The organism is uncultured Chitinophaga sp. (assembly GCF_902168175.1).
In the GTDB taxonomy this organism is placed as follows: domain Bacteria; phylum Bacteroidota; class Bacteroidia; order Chitinophagales; family Chitinophagaceae; genus Chitinophaga.
Genome location: NZ_CABHOU010000059.1, coordinates 312,517 through 329,762, shown reverse-complemented (window position 1 = coordinate 329,762; position 17,246 = coordinate 312,517). Strand labels below are relative to the sequence as shown.

The following is a 17,246-nucleotide window of genomic DNA, read 5'->3' as shown; positions in this document are numbered from 1 at the left end:
TTTCTACCTCACCGATTTATCAGAATCCAGGCTGGCCAATGCAGGCAGGGCAGGGCGCGCAATAATTTTTTTAGAGTAGATGATGAATATAGGAATGGTCCCGCTGCTTCGGTAGCGGGATTTTTTTTGCGATGCGGTATAGTATTGATGCAAGGTATGGTCAGAACGCCTAACCCTGGCCATGAGTTTAAGCGAAAAATCGGAATGGTTACTGAAGTCGCGATACAGTAGACTGTACTATTTTTGAAAATCCGTTCTACGTTACGTTTTCATTGTTCATATAAAATGATAACCATGAACTTAACCAAAGAAGAATGCCGACAGCTCCATTTGCTGCGCGAAATGCTGGCTAACAACCCTACCGGCAGGCATGATACGAAAGATCTCATCAAATTCACAGGTATGGGCAGTACCAAACTCAATAACAGTTTCAGGTTTCTTTTCCAGGTATCGATTGGAGAATTCAAAGCACATCAGGCCATGTGTTATGCAGACAAGTTATTGCAATCAGGTGTAAGAATAAAGGAGGTGGCCTTGAGATTAGGATACAGTAATACCAGCAGTTTCACCAGGGCTTATCATCGCATTAAAGGTGCGGTACCTTCAGATTGCACTGCGCAAAAATAATGCGGTCAACAAAGTTTAAAATGTATGCGTGTTTTTTTGTCAGATAAAAAATGAAGTTTTAATTTGCATACAGAAACAAAGACACAACGAAAAACGTTATCCTGAAAGAGTAAGATTAGCCCTCACGTTAAATACGCATTGATAGATTAGCCTTTAGCCCGTAACCATAAAATAAGCTTAATGACAATAACACATGCACTGCTGCCTAACAGATGCATCTGATCTACCTATAGCATACGGCATCTGAGATTAAACCTTTGAAGGTTGCCGTGATGGCATGCCCAATTTACCCTTATACAACATTGGCTTCATTATAAATAGCTTTAGATCACGGAAGTTTGTCCATACCGGGCATACGTGCCCGGTATATTTTAGCCCTAATTGATATCTGCTGATTAAAAGGAAAGGTTCCCGATGAATATAGTAACAACTATTCCAGAAAACAAGGCTCAGAAAGCCCTCGAATCCTCAAGTCGCATCATCCAAAAATGGCGGAAACTCTATGGCGCTGACTCACCTGAAATGGAACAACAGTTTGGAAATAGCCGAACGGGATGGTGGCTGCAGGTGATGGCCTATCCTGAGGATTATGTACCGCTGAAGAGGAAGGTAATGCCAATGCTAAGAAGGGTTCGGGCAATCTTCCTTAGCGTAGAGCCGGATACTTGTCCTATCTCTTTTATCATGGTCTTTCCCAAAAATGCAAAAGACTTTAAAAGATTGGAAAAGCTTCCGGTAAATGTAACCATAGGTTTTCCAAATTCAGGAATGGATACAGACGCGCTATTAGGAGGGTGTTTATATGCGACTCACTTGTCCAAGTCCCGGCGTTATGTCTTTCATTCAACAGTTTAATTATCCGCCAAAACTGGTTTCGTCGTCAATTTAGTGAATTATCGTTGAGCCCTTTTAAATGATAGGCAATGAATTTCAAATATTTGCTATTAGTCTCCTACATTTTACTATCTGCAATACTTGGCTGTAAAAACCCAGAGTATCCGCTGACTATTCCAAATTTCTCAATGACATTGCCTGGCAGCAACAATGTCTTTCATTCAAAAGACATTCCTTTCGGTAAAACTTCTGTTATCATCTGGTTTGATCCAGCATGCAGAGATTGTCAGGAGGAAACTGAATATATCCTTGCAAACATGGATAAGTTTGCCGCCGTAGACTTTTATTTGGTAACGAAGTACTCCTATCAGGATATGATGGTTTTCCACGACCACCTTCGGTTGGATACGTGTCGAAACATAACGATAGGAATTGATACTACTCGAGCCATCCCAAAGCATTTCAAAATAAGGTCAACTCCATTAACAGTTGTTCTCAACAATGATAAGATAGTCCGGGAAGTTTTCTCCGGCAAGCCCGATATGCAAAAGTTTACGACAATTGTAAATCACAAACTGTAAAACATGAATAAGAAATTTGTCCAAATTATCGGTTATGCATTTATCCTTCTATTTGTTTACACAGCACTATCAAAGTGGTTTACATACAATATCTATCTGTATGATCTTAGGAGGTCTCCAGATTTAGGCCGGTTTGCACTACCGATTTCTTTACTGGTTCCAGGTTTGGAATTGTTGGCAGCAGGTTTATTACTATTCGATAAAACATTGCGAAAAGGCCTATGGTTTTCGTTTGTACTGATGCTAATATTCACCGCATATGTAGCCTATGTGCTCATCTATGCATCAGATCTGCCCTGCACATGCGGTGGTATCATTAGGCAACTAAGCTGGCCCCAACATCTTATTTTTAACATTTTCTTTACGATGTTGGCTGCAGTTGGCTTGCACTTGACGAAAAAAGAACCCTCGAATGAGAATAACCAGTTTAGGAGTTTCGCGAGGCAATAAGTGCCAACATCCTGGCTGAGAGCTTAGATTTTCAAAAAAACGAAAGCCTTGAGTGCTATAGAATTCTATTACCAAAGTATGTCAGTCCGTCCATTTGCTTAAAATTCATAAAAATATTACGCGTATAAGGGGAATCCGAAAACCTTAGATAGAGTAGGAAAAATTACTTACAATCAAAAAATAGAAGATTATGAACCGTTCAAAATTAATTTTTGGAGCTGCAGTATGTCTGATCGCTTCTATCGGTGCTTTTGCAACAGCGAAAAATACAACTTTCACTGCCGTATGGTATCAAAATACAAGCGGCGTTTGTCTCCCTGCACAAGCCGAAATTTGCGAACCAGGCGAAGCGTTTTGTAATGACGTTCTTGTTGATCCAGATGCAACAGGAGTTCCCAGTCTGATTACTCAGATCTATGCTGCGCCTAAAGCAAATCCAGCGCAAGGTTGTTTGCAGCCTTATACAAAAGCAGAATAACTATTCTATCTACATCAAGGCCAGAAGTTCTGGCCTTGATGTATAATCTATTTGTCATCGCTAATTACTAACACTTTCATCATTTTTCTTCCATTCACAAGATCAAGGCCAATTTTCTTAAGACCGATCCTAATGCTGTCGATGTTAGTAATGTCCGCTTCGATAGTTAAAGAAACATTACCTGTTATTCCTGTATCATTGTAAGAAAATGCCCTCGCGATTCCTATCTTGTGCACTAAGACATCAGCGACGTACGAGATTGGTATATTGTTAAATATATTAACTTGTTTTTCTGCACTCCAACTGCTTTCTGGGGGTCCCGCTGCTTTTGTTATTTTTTCAGCCTTTTGATGATCTATCACGACAAGTTTATAACATTCTACCTCTCTATCAACGATCTTAACTGTAAAATTAAAGTAGTTTCGGAGGTCGTTTTGCATCATTCGCATTAGCTCGCTTCTGTTAGCTCGAGCCAGCGGAACCTCTAACCCATAATTATAAAGCACCTTTCGAGCACCTTCACCTGAGAAAAGAGAAGAGTCCTTAAGATTAAGAATCGGCCAATGGTAGATTTCCGACGGGGTCATGAAACTGCCAAAGTATGCAACTTTGTAAAGCTTAAAAAGAGACGCGGCCACGGCTTGATATCGCCCCACCTGAAGCGAACTATAAAAATCAATGTCTGGCAATGACGATATTCCCATTCCAGGCTTCCATTCCGCAAGAATAGACCTAAATTGAAAATCCGTATCCTGACCACCGTTACCGTTGATTAACAGAGGTTGCAGCGGGTCGATCCTCTTCTCTGATTTCCTTGATTTAAAACTGATATCACGAAATTCGAAATGCTTACCGCTAATAAACTTCTGTATATTTTCGGGATTCGCATCAGCGGTTGTAGTGACTGCCCGAACAATTCCATTGTTATCTACCCAAACTAAAAAAGGTACTCCAAAATGGACAAATTTTCTAAATGCAGAAGAATCATAGCTGGATGTAAGATTTAAGCGAAATCTATTTTTATAGATATTATAGAATTTCTTTACATCCCTGTTTTTTTCTTCAAGACCGACAAGTATAATTTTAATCTTCTCCTTATACTGTTCTTGTATTTCATTCATTTTAGGAAAACTAGATACGCATGTCCCGCAGCTTGTCGCCCAGAAATCAAGAATGTAATACTTCCCTTCCAAGTCTTCGGACGAAATAGTGCTAGTTTTAGAATTTTCTACGTTATTCAAGACAAATTCAGGGACGTTTTTGTTTATCTCAGGATAGTCTTGATATTGACCGACAGCAGTTTGAGGCCCACTCAAAAGCATAAGAAAAGGTAGAAGCAAATGGCCCGACACTCTCCAGACAAAACTAATTGTATCCCTCATTTTGAATTAAATTTCTGTTGTTTAATATATCGTTTAAAGGAATTGGCCATGCTGACCAATTGGGGGACCAAACGATGCCTTTACGAGCAGCTATTGTCTTCATTAGATCATCCGAAGATATCGATCTTCTAATGTCTAACCACCTAATTCCCCACTCACAGAAAAGTTCTCTTTGTCTTTCCCTGAAGATGCTGTCCAGCAATGCATTCTGACCGATATTAGGGCTGATGTCGCCAATAAGATTAATGTTGGCACGCTTTCTCGTTTGATCTAGGTCTTTAATTGCATCACTCAGGTTATTTAATTGGGTTCGTGCTTCTGCCCTTATTAGGTAGGTTTCAGCTAGTCGAAATAAGACAGTATACTCGTCCGCCGGACTTGCTGTAGATTTATATTTACTCGGGAAAAAATATTTCACATTGGGAATCAACGAAGCATCAGTATACGTTCCAATCCAGTTAATTCTTCTTAAATCCGTCGCTTCAAAGGCTTCTAAAAGGGTACCCGTTATTGATGTAGATCGAAACGTAGAAGTTAAACTCGGCTTGGCCTTTATTGTAAAATAATTGGCTTCAAAGGAATTATTAATAGCACCTTGGGGAAGTTCCAATTGCAGGATCGGCTCGCTGCTTTTTCTTTTGAAAACATTGCCAACCTTTTCAAGTGAATAAAGGCCACTGTTAATGATATCGGTACACTCAGTTTCGGCCTTTTGCCATTTTTCTTGAAACAAATACAATCTAGATAATAATGCAGCGCATGTGAAAACATTGACTCTTATGCGATCCGCAGATTCGTCGACTGAGTTAGCACTCACATATTTTGGGGACAGAAGCGTTTTTGCGCTTAGTAAATCAAGTTCGATCTGATCAAAGACTTTCTGTGCAGAAGTTCTAGGAAGCTTTGAATTTTCTTGGTAGTTTGTCGACGTAACTAACGGTATATCACCATACAGGTTACATAGGTAAAAGTGCCAGAAAGCTCTAAAAAATAATGCCTCACCTAGAAGTTGCGACTTTAGAGATGCCGTAATTTCAGTCGATCTCTTTAGGCCTTCAATAATACTATTACTTTGGTAAATGAAATTGTATCCGTTCGACCATAATGTATTTGTAAGCGCATCCTTCTCATTTAATGAATATTTATACAATGACTGAACAGGAACACTATTCTGCTTATATTCGAGTTCGTCAGAATATAAACCAGTATAGAGAGATATATTGTAAGAAAGTGGAAAGCCGATCTGCATCATATTTGCATACAGTCCAGTCATTGCTGATATAGCGGTCTCATTGTTGTTGAAGACTGTCTTTGTAATTAGCCGTTCTTTGGGTGCATCAACCTCGACAAAGCTTTCGCAGGATGTGCCTTGAAGTACGAAAAAGATTAACGCCGTATATATAATAATTTTCATAATTTTCACTTTAGTTTATATTAGAAAGTCGCATTTATTCCCGCAGTAAACATTTTTAAGGGGGGGATTATAACACCATTAAGTGGCCTTTCTGGATCAAATCCATTATACTTCGTTATCGTAAAAAGATTCTGAGACAGCAGGAATATTTTACCGCTTTTTACGAATCTTTGCAGCCTCTGACCCATATTAATCTGATAAGATAGCGATGTATTTTTCAGCCTAATAAAAGACGCGTCCGATAATGTTCCATTGCTGGAATTCAATAACGAGATTCCGTTAATGATATCCGTGTTGGCCTGAGTGTAGGGTGGTATAGCTTCGGTGAAATCACTCACAATTGGCTGATTTCCAAGGCCGCCATTCATCAAGCCTGGAACTCCATTCATTATGTATGCATTCCCATTCTGTTTAGTAAACTGAAAGAGAAAGTCAAGTTCGAACCTATCAAACTTTATATTGTTTTGAATTCCACCATAATATTTTTGACCAATAAAGTATGGAAGTCGATCAAATGCGGTCGTGATTTTACCATCGTTATTTAGATCAGTAAACGTATAAAGGCCAGTGTTGGAGTCTTTTCCAGTATATTCGTATAAAAACGAAAGAGAGTTTATTGGCTCGCCGACAACGAATTTTCTAGCATAGGTTGAAGCCTCCAAATTGGGGTATGATACTAGTTTGTTTTTGGGAATAGTTAAATTGACATTTGTGCTCCAAGAGAATCTTTTACTGTCAATGTTAATGCAATCAATTCCTATTTCAAAGCCGCTATTCTGCACTACAGCTGGCAAATTGGCTCTAACATTTGGAAAACCTGCAACAGACGGTAGTCCATATAAGACTAGCTGATTTTTTGTTCTATTCCGGTAATAGTCAAAGTTGATAGATAGTCTGTTAGCAATAAAACCAAGTTCTAAACCCAATTCCAACTTATTGACTCTTTCCCAGCCATAAAGAGGGTTGGTAAGTTGGGTAGGTGTCATACTTGTGTTGTTCTGATACTGGGTTGCGTAAACCACGTAGGTATCTAAGAAATTATAATCGCCTATTTGATCATTACCCGTAGTGCCATAGCTCGAACGGATTTTTCCTAAAGAAAGCCAGGGAAAGTTGTTTTTAGCAAATGGTTCTTTTGAAAAAATCCATGCGGCACCTATTGCACCAAAGTTGCCAAACCTACGTGCCGGACCAAATCTGCTGCTTCCATCTCTTCGTCCAGTGAGGTTGAGCACATATTTATCGCCCAACGAGTAACCAAGACGCGCATATAGAGCCTGATATTTATATTCACTACTCATGGCTCCAACACTGTTTATTGACGAACCCGCTGCAAATGATCTAAGCGTTGCATCACTATTAAAGCCATAAGCAATTAAGCCTAGATAATCACTTGAGGTACTTTGAAGCGACATCCCTATCAGAGCGTCGAGCTTTCCGAAAATAAGCTTTGAAGTGAAGGCTAATTGCGGTTCTACTATCCACGATTCGATTTTACTATTTAGTATTTCATGACTTCGTCCATCCGCTGCCGTAATAAAAGTTGTACTAGGGTCATACGACGCCCACGGCGTTAAATTAACCTGATTGAAATCTGTCTTATTGTACCCGAAGCTGCTTTTAAATGATAGACCACCAATGATGTTGTAGCTGATGTTGAAATTACTAATGAGATTTTTGGCCACCTCCTTTGCACTTTTTTGTAATGGTCCTAACGGATTCTCCCATGTTGAATTTTCCCAATTGATAGAACCGTCTTCGTTGTAAAGTTTTGGAGCGACTGGAGATACAGTAATGTATTTCTCGATACCAAATGTGGGTATTTTATTAGTGCTATTTAGGTATGATGTATTTATGGATATAGTTAACTTATCGTTAAGTGCATGATGATCCAAGCTTAACTGTACTGCTGTCTTTGCAGCAGAAAAATCTCCTGGAAAAATGGTTTTTTCGTCTCGATAGGTACTCCCAATCCTGAAAACAGTATGTTGATTTCCGCCAGAAATGCTTAAAGACGCTTCGGTGAGTGGTGCAGAGTTTCCAATAAAGTATTTCTGCCAATCCATGTTACGAGTCGTGTCCCAGGTTCCATTTAGATCATAATCATAAAGCTCAACCTGTGCGTTGTCATTTAAAAACGCTTGTCTTCTAGTCTTCAGGTATTCGACGTTATCCATAAAATTCACTCGACGATCCGCCTTTCCCATTCCGGAATATACACGCGCGTCTACTTGTGTTTTCCCTGTCGCACCTTTCTTTGTGGAAATTAGTATTACTCCGTTTGCTCCTCTACTACCATACAAGGCAGTTGCGTCTGCATCCTTCAATATTTCAATACTCTCAATATCAGCTGGATTTAAGTAGTTAAACGGACTTGCCACACCACCCGCACTTAACGGCAAGCTATTACTAACTGAATTCATGGAATTTGACGTGACTTGTATTCCATCAATGATAAACAACGGATCATTGCCGTTTTCAAGGCTGTTCTGACCTCTCAGACGTATTCTAACTTGCCTGCCCGGTACACCACTTAGTTGCTGTACGACCAGACCTGGCACCCGTCCTTGCAATGCTAGCAAGGGGTCGCTAACAGGCTGTCGCTTGATATCCTGCGCTTTTACTGAGGTTACTGTGCCTGTGTTTAATTCTTTAGTAGTAGTATAATATCCCTTTATGACCGTTTCCTTTAACTGGTTGGGATTTTCCAATAATGCGAAGCTGATTTCTGTCTGGCCGTTTGTTATTAATACCTCATTAGGCTGATAACCAATGTAGGTGAAAACAAGTGTTGCTCCCCGATTTGCCATAATAGAATATCGGCCTTGTTCGTCTGTAACTGTTCCAATGTCGGTTCTTTTAACCCTTACCGTAACCCCAGGGAAAGGCTCACCCTTCTCGTTTGTGATCGTTCCCGTGATTGTTACTGGTGGTATACGTGTTGCTTCAGGCGCTTCCTGGCCGTTCTGCTGAGCCTTCCTTTTAACGATTATAACGCGTTCGGAAATTTTATAAGTTATTGGCAGGTTTTTAAAACAAGCATCTAATGCTTGCTGCAGAGTGACGTTCTGCAACTCAATAGTTAACGTAAGGTCGTCAACGGTTTCTGTTTTATAATTGAAATAGTAGCCGGTCTGTGTCTCTATCTGGTCGAAGACTTTTACCAGCGGGGTCTTTTTTACGGAAAGAGTTACTGATTGCCCTTTGGCAGAGCCAGATGCATGCATCGCTGCCATCAGCATGATTAAGAAAAGAAGCTGGATACGCATAATGATATTGGTTGAAAAAATGCGCCTGTTATAGGCAAACGGCCTCCATGCTCCACTCTTGTGAGTAGATTTTTTCATACTTTTGTTTTGTCGTTGGTGAATAAATGTTTCCTGCTAGGGATGATTTACGCCAAAACTACCACCCTGGGTGCGAGTAGGATCGCATCCGGGGTTCATATAGTTTCACGCGGTTTTTTACGGTTCTTATTTTTTTGACTCCTCCTTTCTGGTTGTACTGGTTTACGGCTATTTTTTTGTTCTTCGTTTGATACGGTCTGTTAGTTTCCCTGGACAATAATTTTTTTGCCTGTTGCTGTTTGTTCGATTTTAAATTCAACACCTATACCCGATAAAAGTTCCAGCACGGTGGCAAGGCGGCTGTTGCGGGGTACTGCGGCGTTGATTGATTCATTAGAAATTTGCCCCTGATAAACTACTTCCAGGTCATACCAGCGGGCAAGCTGGCGCATGACGGTTTTCAGGTCCGCATTGCGAACGCGGATCAGCCCATTTTTCCAGGCGATCTCAGATTCATCTACCGGAACAATTTCAATCTTTTTGTTTTGGTTTAAAAGTGCTTGCTGACCGGGCTTGAGAACGATGCCGGAAGCAAGTGTATGTGGAGTGATGCGTACAGAACCTTCAAGAAGAGAAGTCTTTACTTGTGGTTCATCTGCGTAGGAATTTATCGAAAAGTGTGTGCCCAATACCTCTACAGTTTGGGTCGCTGAACTTACCCTGAAGGGCCTGGATTGATCCCTGGCGACTTCAAAATAAACTTCGCCGGTTATAGACAGTTCCCGCGTTGCGCTGCTGCCTAGATTGGTGGGAAATGAAATAGAAGATGCGGCATTCAGCCATGCTTTCGTTCCATCGGGTAAGGTAAGTTCGTATTGGCCTCCCTTAGGTGTGGTGAGTGTATTAAAGACTGGAGAACCTGTCTTCGATGCTAATTCGGCGTCTGACGCATAAATCAGTTTTCCGGAGCCTGACTTCCGGATTTGAGCGTCTCCCTGAGTGGCTATCTTTCCGTTTGCCTGTTGCTCCAGGTCTACCACACTTCCGTCTGCCAGCTTGAGCGTAGCCCGGTTTGTGCCGGGGGCTACGTCATTGATCCGTACAATTTGATTATTTTCCTTGACTGAAGGATTTTGTTTGGTTGCAAAGACGATGATGGCTCCGATAATTACAGCAGCAGCGGCAGCATAAGGTAATACCCGGTATATACCACCACGCTTTGGTTGGCGCTGGGTAAGTTCGTTCAGGTTATGCCACACGGCCGCTTTATCATCCAATTCCGCTTGCGTCTGATCTTTTATTTCCTGATCATCACCGGGAAAGATGATTGATTCTACCAACGCTACTTCTTCAGGGCTGCATTTGCCGTTTTTGTAACGTTTCAGTAAGTCTGCCAATTCACGTTCATCCATCTGCTTTAGTTTAGAGATACAATTGCCCTCATACTTATTAGGTACCCTTAGTATGGGGGGGCGGGTGTAAAATTTTCATTATTTTTTTATAACGTTGCCGTATAAACGCAAAAAGACAATAGCAGGCCATTTTTTGGCCTGTATTTATTGAGTGAAGTGTCAAAAGCTAATGGAATTTATATTGTCACCAGAACCATGAATTTGCTTTCAGGCCGAAGTCGCGCATGACTCTCAAAGCCTCTTTGAGCAAATGTTTGACGGTATTTTTTGGTATGCCGTAGTACTCGCTGATCTGACCGTTCTGCATGTTTGCAAAACGACTCGATTCAAAAACCATTTTAGTTTTTGGTCTCATGTTTTTTAATGCGCGTTCCATCGTTTCCGTAGTCTCCTTCACCGCGACTATATTATCAGTACTAAAATGCCCTTCTTCATAGAACTTTTGAAAGTGCTGGATGTATGTTTGGACGACCTTACTTTTGCGTTTCGTCTTAAGTAATTGAAAAAGTGAAGCGCGGTAAAGAAAATTAGCAACTTTAAAATGGATATCGATTTCATCGCGTTTCATCCACAGGTAAAGAAACAGGTCCTGCACAATATCGTTAGCGGTATCATCATCTTTCAGGGATGCCGTGACAAAACGCCGCAGCTTAACGAAATAACGGTCATACAACTCCGCATATGCAGAATGATCGGAGCCGGTTTTCACCAGTTCCCATAAATTCTCATCTGTTAAGCGATTGTATTCGTTCATAGCCCTTGGTAATCGTAGCGACAAAAGCTACAACATGTTATAAATAAATGTAAATAGAAGTTCAATTAAATGTAAACATGTTTCAGTGTCAATAGCAAATTGGGAGAAGGTCTCAAACTAAAAGGACAAATCGGGCATGATTGGCCGTCTGTTGGTTGGACGGTAGATCACCGAAAATATTACTGCTACAGGAAAGATAAGAAATCTCATCCTTCCGGCCATCAGTTGCAGCCAGTTTTGAAGGTCATTTGCGATCTGTTAACAATAAACAAGTGTACCCCAGCTATTCTGCGTTTACTCGAACATTCATTTTATATCCCCGAAGGAGGCTTTTTAATTAGGTTATAATTTAAACAACACTAACCGGAAATTGGTTCAATTCCCTGCCCTTAATAGGTAAGATAAGGGCAGATTTTTAATTTTCAAAAATATTTTGTTTGCGCGGTAAGTATTTCGTGGTGCATGGTGTAATAGGAGTACTCCCGCCGCGTCGTCGACGAGATTTTTTTCAGAGATGTTTACCCCAGATGAGCGTGCTTAACTTCCTGACTGTTATTGCGCTATTTGAATTTCGGATTCAAAGAGGCGATGTTTGCATAGGTGTAGGATTGTTACAACAAGTAAGTGATAATGTACACTCGTTTTTACGGATACAATTATTTAGAAAACGGCTGTGATGGATTCTATACTTTGGGATATTTGTTTCGTTTGCAGAGCAGAGGGGCTCAGGCTCATCAAAACAGTCCTGTGGGGATGACAGGACACGTTATTCCCGTGATCACATAAAAACGAAAAAGGCACTGATCTCTCAGCGCCTTTTTGCGGACCGGACGGGACTCGAACCCGCGACCTCCGCCGTGACAGGGCGGCATTCTAACCGACTGAACTACCGATCCATTCCGTAATTCCGGGCTGCAAATATATGGACAAATCATTCAAAAAAACAAATCTTTGCCTAAATTTAATTGATGGCAGTGCCGGCAGTTTATAAAAAAACAAGAATCGCCCCTACGCCCAGTGGATATCTCCACCTGGGTAACATCCTCTCGTTTGCTATTACTGCTACGCTCGCCAAACAAACGAAAGCTGCCACGATGCTCCGCATCGATGATCTTGATCGCGATCGGGCAGCGCCTGAATACATACAGGACATCTTTGACACCCTGGAGTTTTTGGATATCCCGTGGGCGGAGGGGCCAAAAAGCTTCGATGAATATCAATCTGACTTCTCCCAACTCCATCGTCTGTACCTGTACAACGCCGCGCTGGAACAACTACGCCCTTACGTATTCGCCTGTAACTGCTCGCGGGCACAAATAGCACGGCAAAGCACGAATGGCGCTTATCCGGGTACCTGCCTGCATAAAAACATTCCGCTGGATACGGATGGCGTAAGCTGGCGGTTAATTACGGATAACCGGGCTATCACAATAAGAGATAAGCAGGATGTTTTGCCAGCCGATATGCAATACTTTGTTGTTCGTAAAAAGGATGGTTACCCGGCTTACCAACTCTCCTCCGTCATCGATGATCAGCACTTTGGTATCGATCTTATTGTGCGGGGGCTCGACCTTTGGAACTCAACGCTGGCGCAATTGTATTTATCATCTTTACTGCCTGGCAACACATTTCATCAAACCCAATTCTATCATCATCCCCTTTTACTGGAAAAGGATGGCGGTAAATTGTCGAAGTCTGCGGGATCTACTTCTATCCAGTTCCTGCGGAACGAAGGTAAAAGCGCTGCCGATGTATACACCATGATCGCAAATAGGCTGGGTGGTCAATCTGCCGTTAACTGGGAGGAGCTGGGCCAATGGCTGCTATCCATCGCCAGTCCTGTCGCGCCGGGAAATCATTCGGCCCGCGAGTCGGTTTACCGGCCCTAAGAATGTCTTTAACCCGGGCTTTGTTGGAGGCTGTAAAGCCACCTCTTTGATTTCAGTCGCTGGGGCATCTTTCACCACTTTCTCATTATCAACAGCGGTTAACAGCAATGCATTATAACTGTTATTCATCAACGGATAGGTTACACCATGCATCTGCTGCACAAAGTATATTCCAAACGCGACGAACGTGGGCAAACTGCTTCCGGCCGGTAGCTGCATATTGAATTGAATATTGCCTGTAGTCATGGCATCTACGGGTATCAGCGCTGATTCCTGGTAGGCGTTGTGATAACGCATGTTGTCGAAATCGACTGTGGATGCGGAAGCGTGTAATATGAAGTGCGTGGCGCCAGGCGCCGCATATACAAGTTTACTGGCGTTAAAGGAGGCCACATCTACCACTACTTCGCCCGTAAGCTTATTGATGGTTGTGCGATGCGGCGCGAGCAATGTGGTGCCTAATGCACTCTTTGCATTGAATTCAAACTGCTTTAAGAGGCCGGGCTCACCATCCGAAATGCGTCTTGAACCGGCAGCATGCCGCAGGTCTGCCTTCAATACTTTACACACGGTGCTGGTAAGGCGGTTATACATCCCTCTGTCATCTACTTTCAGCAGGCTTTCGCGGAGTGAATTACGCAACAACTTCGCCGATCTGCTTGCTGCTACGAAGTCGCCCAGGCTTCCGCGCGAGCCTTCAAACTCGGGCGCATTCAGTACCTGCTCGCGTTTGGGGCCGCGCTTGCGACGCACCTTCAAACCATCTACGGTCCTCACTACTACGAGGCCGGCGAGGGTTTCTTCGATCTTTCTTCTCAATTGTTTATTTGTCATTGTTGTGGTGTAAGAGAGCGCTTTTACGAGGCCGCCCTTTATACGAAAATAGATGCTGTGGGGAGGCTCGCCAAATTGCGTGTCGTTTTTGTCGTAATTGTCGTATTTAGCTTGTAATGATATAATAATCAGTAGCTTGTATGTTTGGTGCTTCCCTTGTATTCATCTTATCCTCATTGTTACTATTCCCGCTGTTATCCTACATCATTCCTGCATAAATCCTACACCTTTCCTACATCAACATGTAGACAATAAGCTGCTAAGCCGGATATTATCCCGGTATATATTAAAAGAAAACCGCCGCACCTTTACGGTTACGGCGGTACTATGCAGTGCGTTGCGCATAATTTACACTAAAGCTTCGAACAGTATTTCGGCGGGATGCTGAGCCTCCCTGCCCGTACCATCCTTTATCTGGTGCCGGCAACTGGTGCCGGGAGCCGCTACGATCACATCCTGCGCCTGCTGGCGTACAGTGGGGAACAGCACGAGCTCGCCTATCTTCATGGATGTTGCGTAATGATCTTTATCGAAACCGAAAGAGCCTGCCATGCCGCAGCAACCGGAGTTGATCACGGAGGCTTCGTAGTTCGCGGGCCAGGACAATACCTTTTGTGCGAAGTTCACCGATGATAGTGCTTTCTGGTGGCAGTGACCATGAATCACCACCTTACGTTTATCTGCCCGGAAACGTTCTTTAGGAATATTACCCTTGTCTATTTCCGCGGCCATGAACTCTTCGAATAGCATCACCTTCGCGGCTAAACGTTTGGCTTTTTCCTTTTGCTCTCCGACTAGCAGATCGATGTACTCATCCCTGAAAGTGAGGATGGCTGATGGTTCTGTGCCAATAAGCGGGTAGGGGCTGTCGATGATGAACGACAGCAGCTCTATATTTTTAGCGGCAATTGTTTTGGCCCTTTTCACTAATCCTTTCGAAAGATGGGTGCGGCCGCTTTCGATATGGTCGGGGATAATTACTTCATATCCAAGTGCCGTCAGCAGTTCTATGCAACGGATGCCGATCGTAACATCATTATAGTTGGAGAACTCATCACAAAAGAAATAGACTTTTGATGTAAATGTGTTGCCCTGTTGCTGGCGGCGGAATTTTTTATACCACGACTTTAAAGTGAAAGCGTGCATGGCAGGTACTTCACGCTCCTGTGCCATATTCATCATCCCTTTAAGCATGCCCGAAATAACCTTATTGCCAAAAGCAAAATTGTAGAGGCCGGGTGCTATGCTGGCCAGTTTGTTTAAAGCCGGGAACTCACCGATCATACGGGCTTTCAGGGGCGTACCATTTAAATCGTAGTACTGTTGCAGGTATTCGGCTTTTAACTTCGACACGTCTACACTCGATGGGCACTCTGCTTTACAACCTTTGCAGGAAAGGCAGAGGTCCATGGCGTGATGGATTTCCTCGTGGTTAAATGCCTGCGAAGAATTGTCCCGCGACAGGAACTGGCGCAAAACATTGGCGCGCGCACGGGTGGTATCTTTTTCGAAACGGGTGGCCATGTAACTGGGGCACATAGTGCCGCCTGCAAACTGTGTTTTGCGGCAGTCGCCGGAGCCGGAACATTTCTCGGCCAGCGACAGGATGCCACCCTGTTCAGTAAAATCGAAATGTGTTTTAATGCCAGGGCCTTCCGGAAGTTTCTTAAAACGGAAAGCGGTGTCCATGGGCGGTGTGTCTACGATCTTGCCCGGGTTCATGAGTTTCGCAGGGTCCCAGATGCCTTTAACCTGTTTACAGAGGTCGTAACATTTTTCGCCCAGCATAAAACCAATAAACTCACCGCGCAGCCGGCCATCCCCATGTTCTCCGCTAAGAGAACCTTTATATTTTTTTACGATTTCGGCTGTTTTGGCCAGTACGGTGCGGAATACGATGCGGCCTTCATCACTTTTAAGGTTGATGATGGGCTCAACGTGTAATTCGCCTGCACCTGCGTGTGCGTAGTAAGATGCGCGGAGGTTAAGGTTGGCCAGCATCTCCTGTACATCGGCAATGTAGTCGGGCAGTACTTCAGGGGCCACGGCGCAATCTTCAATAAGGTTTACAGGTTGCGCATCACCTTTGATGTTGCGTAAAAGACCCAGTCCTGCTTTACGCAGGTTCCAGGCTTTGTTGATTTCCGGGCCGCGTAATAACGGGTACGCATATCCCAGTCCTGCTCCTTTTACTTCATGAATAAAACTGTTGGTTTGGGAGATGAGATCCGCTTCGCTGTTACACATAAACTCCACCATTAACACTGCCGCCGGATCGCCTTCTATGAAGAAGCGGTTCTGCTGATGTTCAGGATGTTCTTTGGTAAAGTTCATGATCACATCATCCACCAGTTCCGATGCAGTAACAGGATGTCTTACGGCAATCAGGTTGACCAGCAACGATTCACGCAGACTGTTGCAGTGAATACATACCAGGCCGTTTACCTGTGGTGGTAAATCGAGTAGTTTTACTTTGGCTTCGGTGATGAACGCCAGTGTGCCTTCGCTGCCTGCAATGAGGCGCGAAAGATTGAATTTGCCTGTTCCGCCATAAGGTACGGTATCAGCCAGTGCGTCCAGTGCATAACCGGTATTCCTGCGCCTCACGGCTTTTGCAGGATAGCCATCGTGTATGGCCTGCCGGTTATCTTCATTAGATAATAGTTTGTGTATGGATTGATAAATATGTCCTTCGAAAGTAGTTTGCGCGCGTTTGCGGGCGTATTCCTCCTCTTCCATCTCTGCAAAAACGGTTTCCTCACCATTCGTGAGTACAACGTTCACCGATAAGAGGTTATCGCGCGTAGCGCCCCACACCATAGAATGCAGACCGCAGGAGTTGTTGCCGATCATGCCACCTATCATGGCACGGTTGGAGGTAGACGTTTCGGGGCCGAAAAATAATTGATGCGGCAGCAGCAGTTCGTTCAGCACATCTCTTTCAATGCCGGGTTCTACTCTCACCCATTTCTCTGCCACATTTACTTCCAGTATTTTATTCATGTAGCGGCTTACGTCCACTACAAGTCCCTGTCCTACTACCTGTCCGGCCAGAGAGGTGCCGGCCGTGCGGGGGATTAAAGGAATATTATGTTGTTGACTGAACTTAATCAGCAGACTGATATCGTTTTTGTTTTTGGGCAAAGCCACGCCCAGGGGATGCTCCTGGTATACAGAGGCATCGGTGGCGTAGGCCATCAGCACGGTGCTGCTAAGACTGTCTGTACCGAAGAACAGGTCGCCCGCCAGCTGTGGTTTTAAATCACTGAATGCTTTGTCTAATAGCTCCTTATTCATATCCCTG

Annotated in this window: 13 protein-coding genes and 1 tRNA gene; 6 read left to right on the top strand and 8 right to left on the bottom strand. The window is 43.3% G+C overall.

Annotated features, from left to right (window positions below):
• The first annotated feature begins 294 nt into the window (after positions 1-294).
• The 5 genes from QZT80_RS13455 (at position 295) to QZT80_RS13440 (ending at position 2,970) form a co-directional block, all read left to right on the top strand.
• Entirely contained in the window at positions 295-627 is a 333-nt protein-coding gene (locus QZT80_RS13455) for a helix-turn-helix domain-containing protein (RefSeq protein ID WP_295122582.1), read from the top strand.
• A gap of 414 nt (positions 628-1,041) precedes the next feature.
• Positions 1,042-1,482, top strand: coding sequence for a hypothetical protein (locus QZT80_RS13450; protein WP_295122580.1), 441 nt, complete (start codon positions 1,042-1,044; stop codon positions 1,480-1,482).
• Positions 1,483-1,550: 68 nt separating this feature from the next.
• Complete coding sequence (locus QZT80_RS13445; RefSeq protein ID WP_295122578.1) at positions 1,551-2,042, top strand: hypothetical protein; 492 nt, start codon at positions 1,551-1,553, stop codon at positions 2,040-2,042.
• 3 nt (positions 2,043-2,045) lie between these two features.
• The gene (locus tag QZT80_RS26725) at positions 2,046-2,492 is read left to right on the top strand and encodes a MauE/DoxX family redox-associated membrane protein (RefSeq protein ID WP_367112868.1); all 447 of its coding nucleotides are present in this window, start codon (positions 2,046-2,048) and stop codon (positions 2,490-2,492) included.
• Positions 2,493-2,682: 190 nt separating this feature from the next.
• Entirely contained in the window at positions 2,683-2,970 is a 288-nt protein-coding gene (locus tag QZT80_RS13440) for a hypothetical protein (RefSeq protein ID WP_295122576.1), read from the top strand.
• Between the two features lie 47 nt (positions 2,971-3,017).
• Here the strand turns inward: QZT80_RS13440 and QZT80_RS13435 are convergent, their stop codons facing one another.
• The 6 genes from QZT80_RS13435 to QZT80_RS13410 form a co-directional block, all read right to left on the bottom strand.
• Positions 3,018-4,352, bottom strand: coding sequence for a TlpA disulfide reductase family protein (locus QZT80_RS13435; protein WP_295122574.1), 1,335 nt, complete (start codon positions 4,350-4,352; stop codon positions 3,018-3,020).
• Complete coding sequence (locus QZT80_RS13430) at positions 4,336-5,766, bottom strand: RagB/SusD family nutrient uptake outer membrane protein (protein WP_295122573.1); 1,431 nt, start codon at positions 5,764-5,766, stop codon at positions 4,336-4,338. Before QZT80_RS13430 ends, QZT80_RS13435 begins: the two co-directional genes overlap by 17 nt.
• Positions 5,767-5,786: 20 nt before the next feature.
• Positions 5,787-9,113 carry a SusC/RagA family TonB-linked outer membrane protein gene (locus tag QZT80_RS13425; protein ID WP_295122571.1) on the bottom strand — a complete coding sequence of 1,109 codons (3,327 nt, stop codon included), beginning with the start codon at positions 9,111-9,113 and terminating at the stop codon, positions 5,787-5,789.
• Between the two features lie 200 nt (positions 9,114-9,313).
• Positions 9,314-10,465: a FecR family protein gene (locus QZT80_RS13420; protein ID WP_295122569.1), complete on the bottom strand. Its 1,152-nt coding sequence runs from the start codon at positions 10,463-10,465 to the stop codon at positions 9,314-9,316.
• A gap of 184 nt (positions 10,466-10,649) precedes the next feature.
• A complete protein-coding gene (locus tag QZT80_RS13415; protein WP_295122567.1) occupies positions 10,650-11,219 on the bottom strand; it encodes a sigma-70 family RNA polymerase sigma factor in 570 nt (189 codons plus the stop codon).
• Between the two features lie 822 nt (positions 11,220-12,041).
• Positions 12,042-12,115 (bottom strand) — tRNA-Asp (locus tag QZT80_RS13410).
• A gap of 72 nt (positions 12,116-12,187) precedes the next feature.
• On the opposite strand from QZT80_RS13410, the gene QZT80_RS13405 reads away from it, so the two are divergent.
• Entirely contained in the window at positions 12,188-13,108 is a 921-nt protein-coding gene (locus tag QZT80_RS13405; protein ID WP_295122565.1) for a glutamate--tRNA ligase family protein, read from the top strand.
• Here the strand turns inward: QZT80_RS13405 and QZT80_RS13400 are convergent.
• The gene (locus tag QZT80_RS13400) at positions 13,043-13,942 is read right to left on the bottom strand and encodes a hypothetical protein (RefSeq protein ID WP_295122563.1); all 900 of its coding nucleotides are present in this window, start codon (positions 13,940-13,942) and stop codon (positions 13,043-13,045) included. The genes QZT80_RS13405 and QZT80_RS13400 overlap by 66 nt on opposite strands.
• A gap of 348 nt (positions 13,943-14,290) precedes the next feature.
• On the bottom strand, positions 14,291-17,239 hold the full coding sequence (locus QZT80_RS13395) for an FAD-binding and (Fe-S)-binding domain-containing protein (protein WP_295122561.1): 2,949 nt from the start codon (positions 17,237-17,239) through the stop codon (positions 14,291-14,293).
• Between the last annotated feature and the right edge of the window lie 7 nt (positions 17,240-17,246).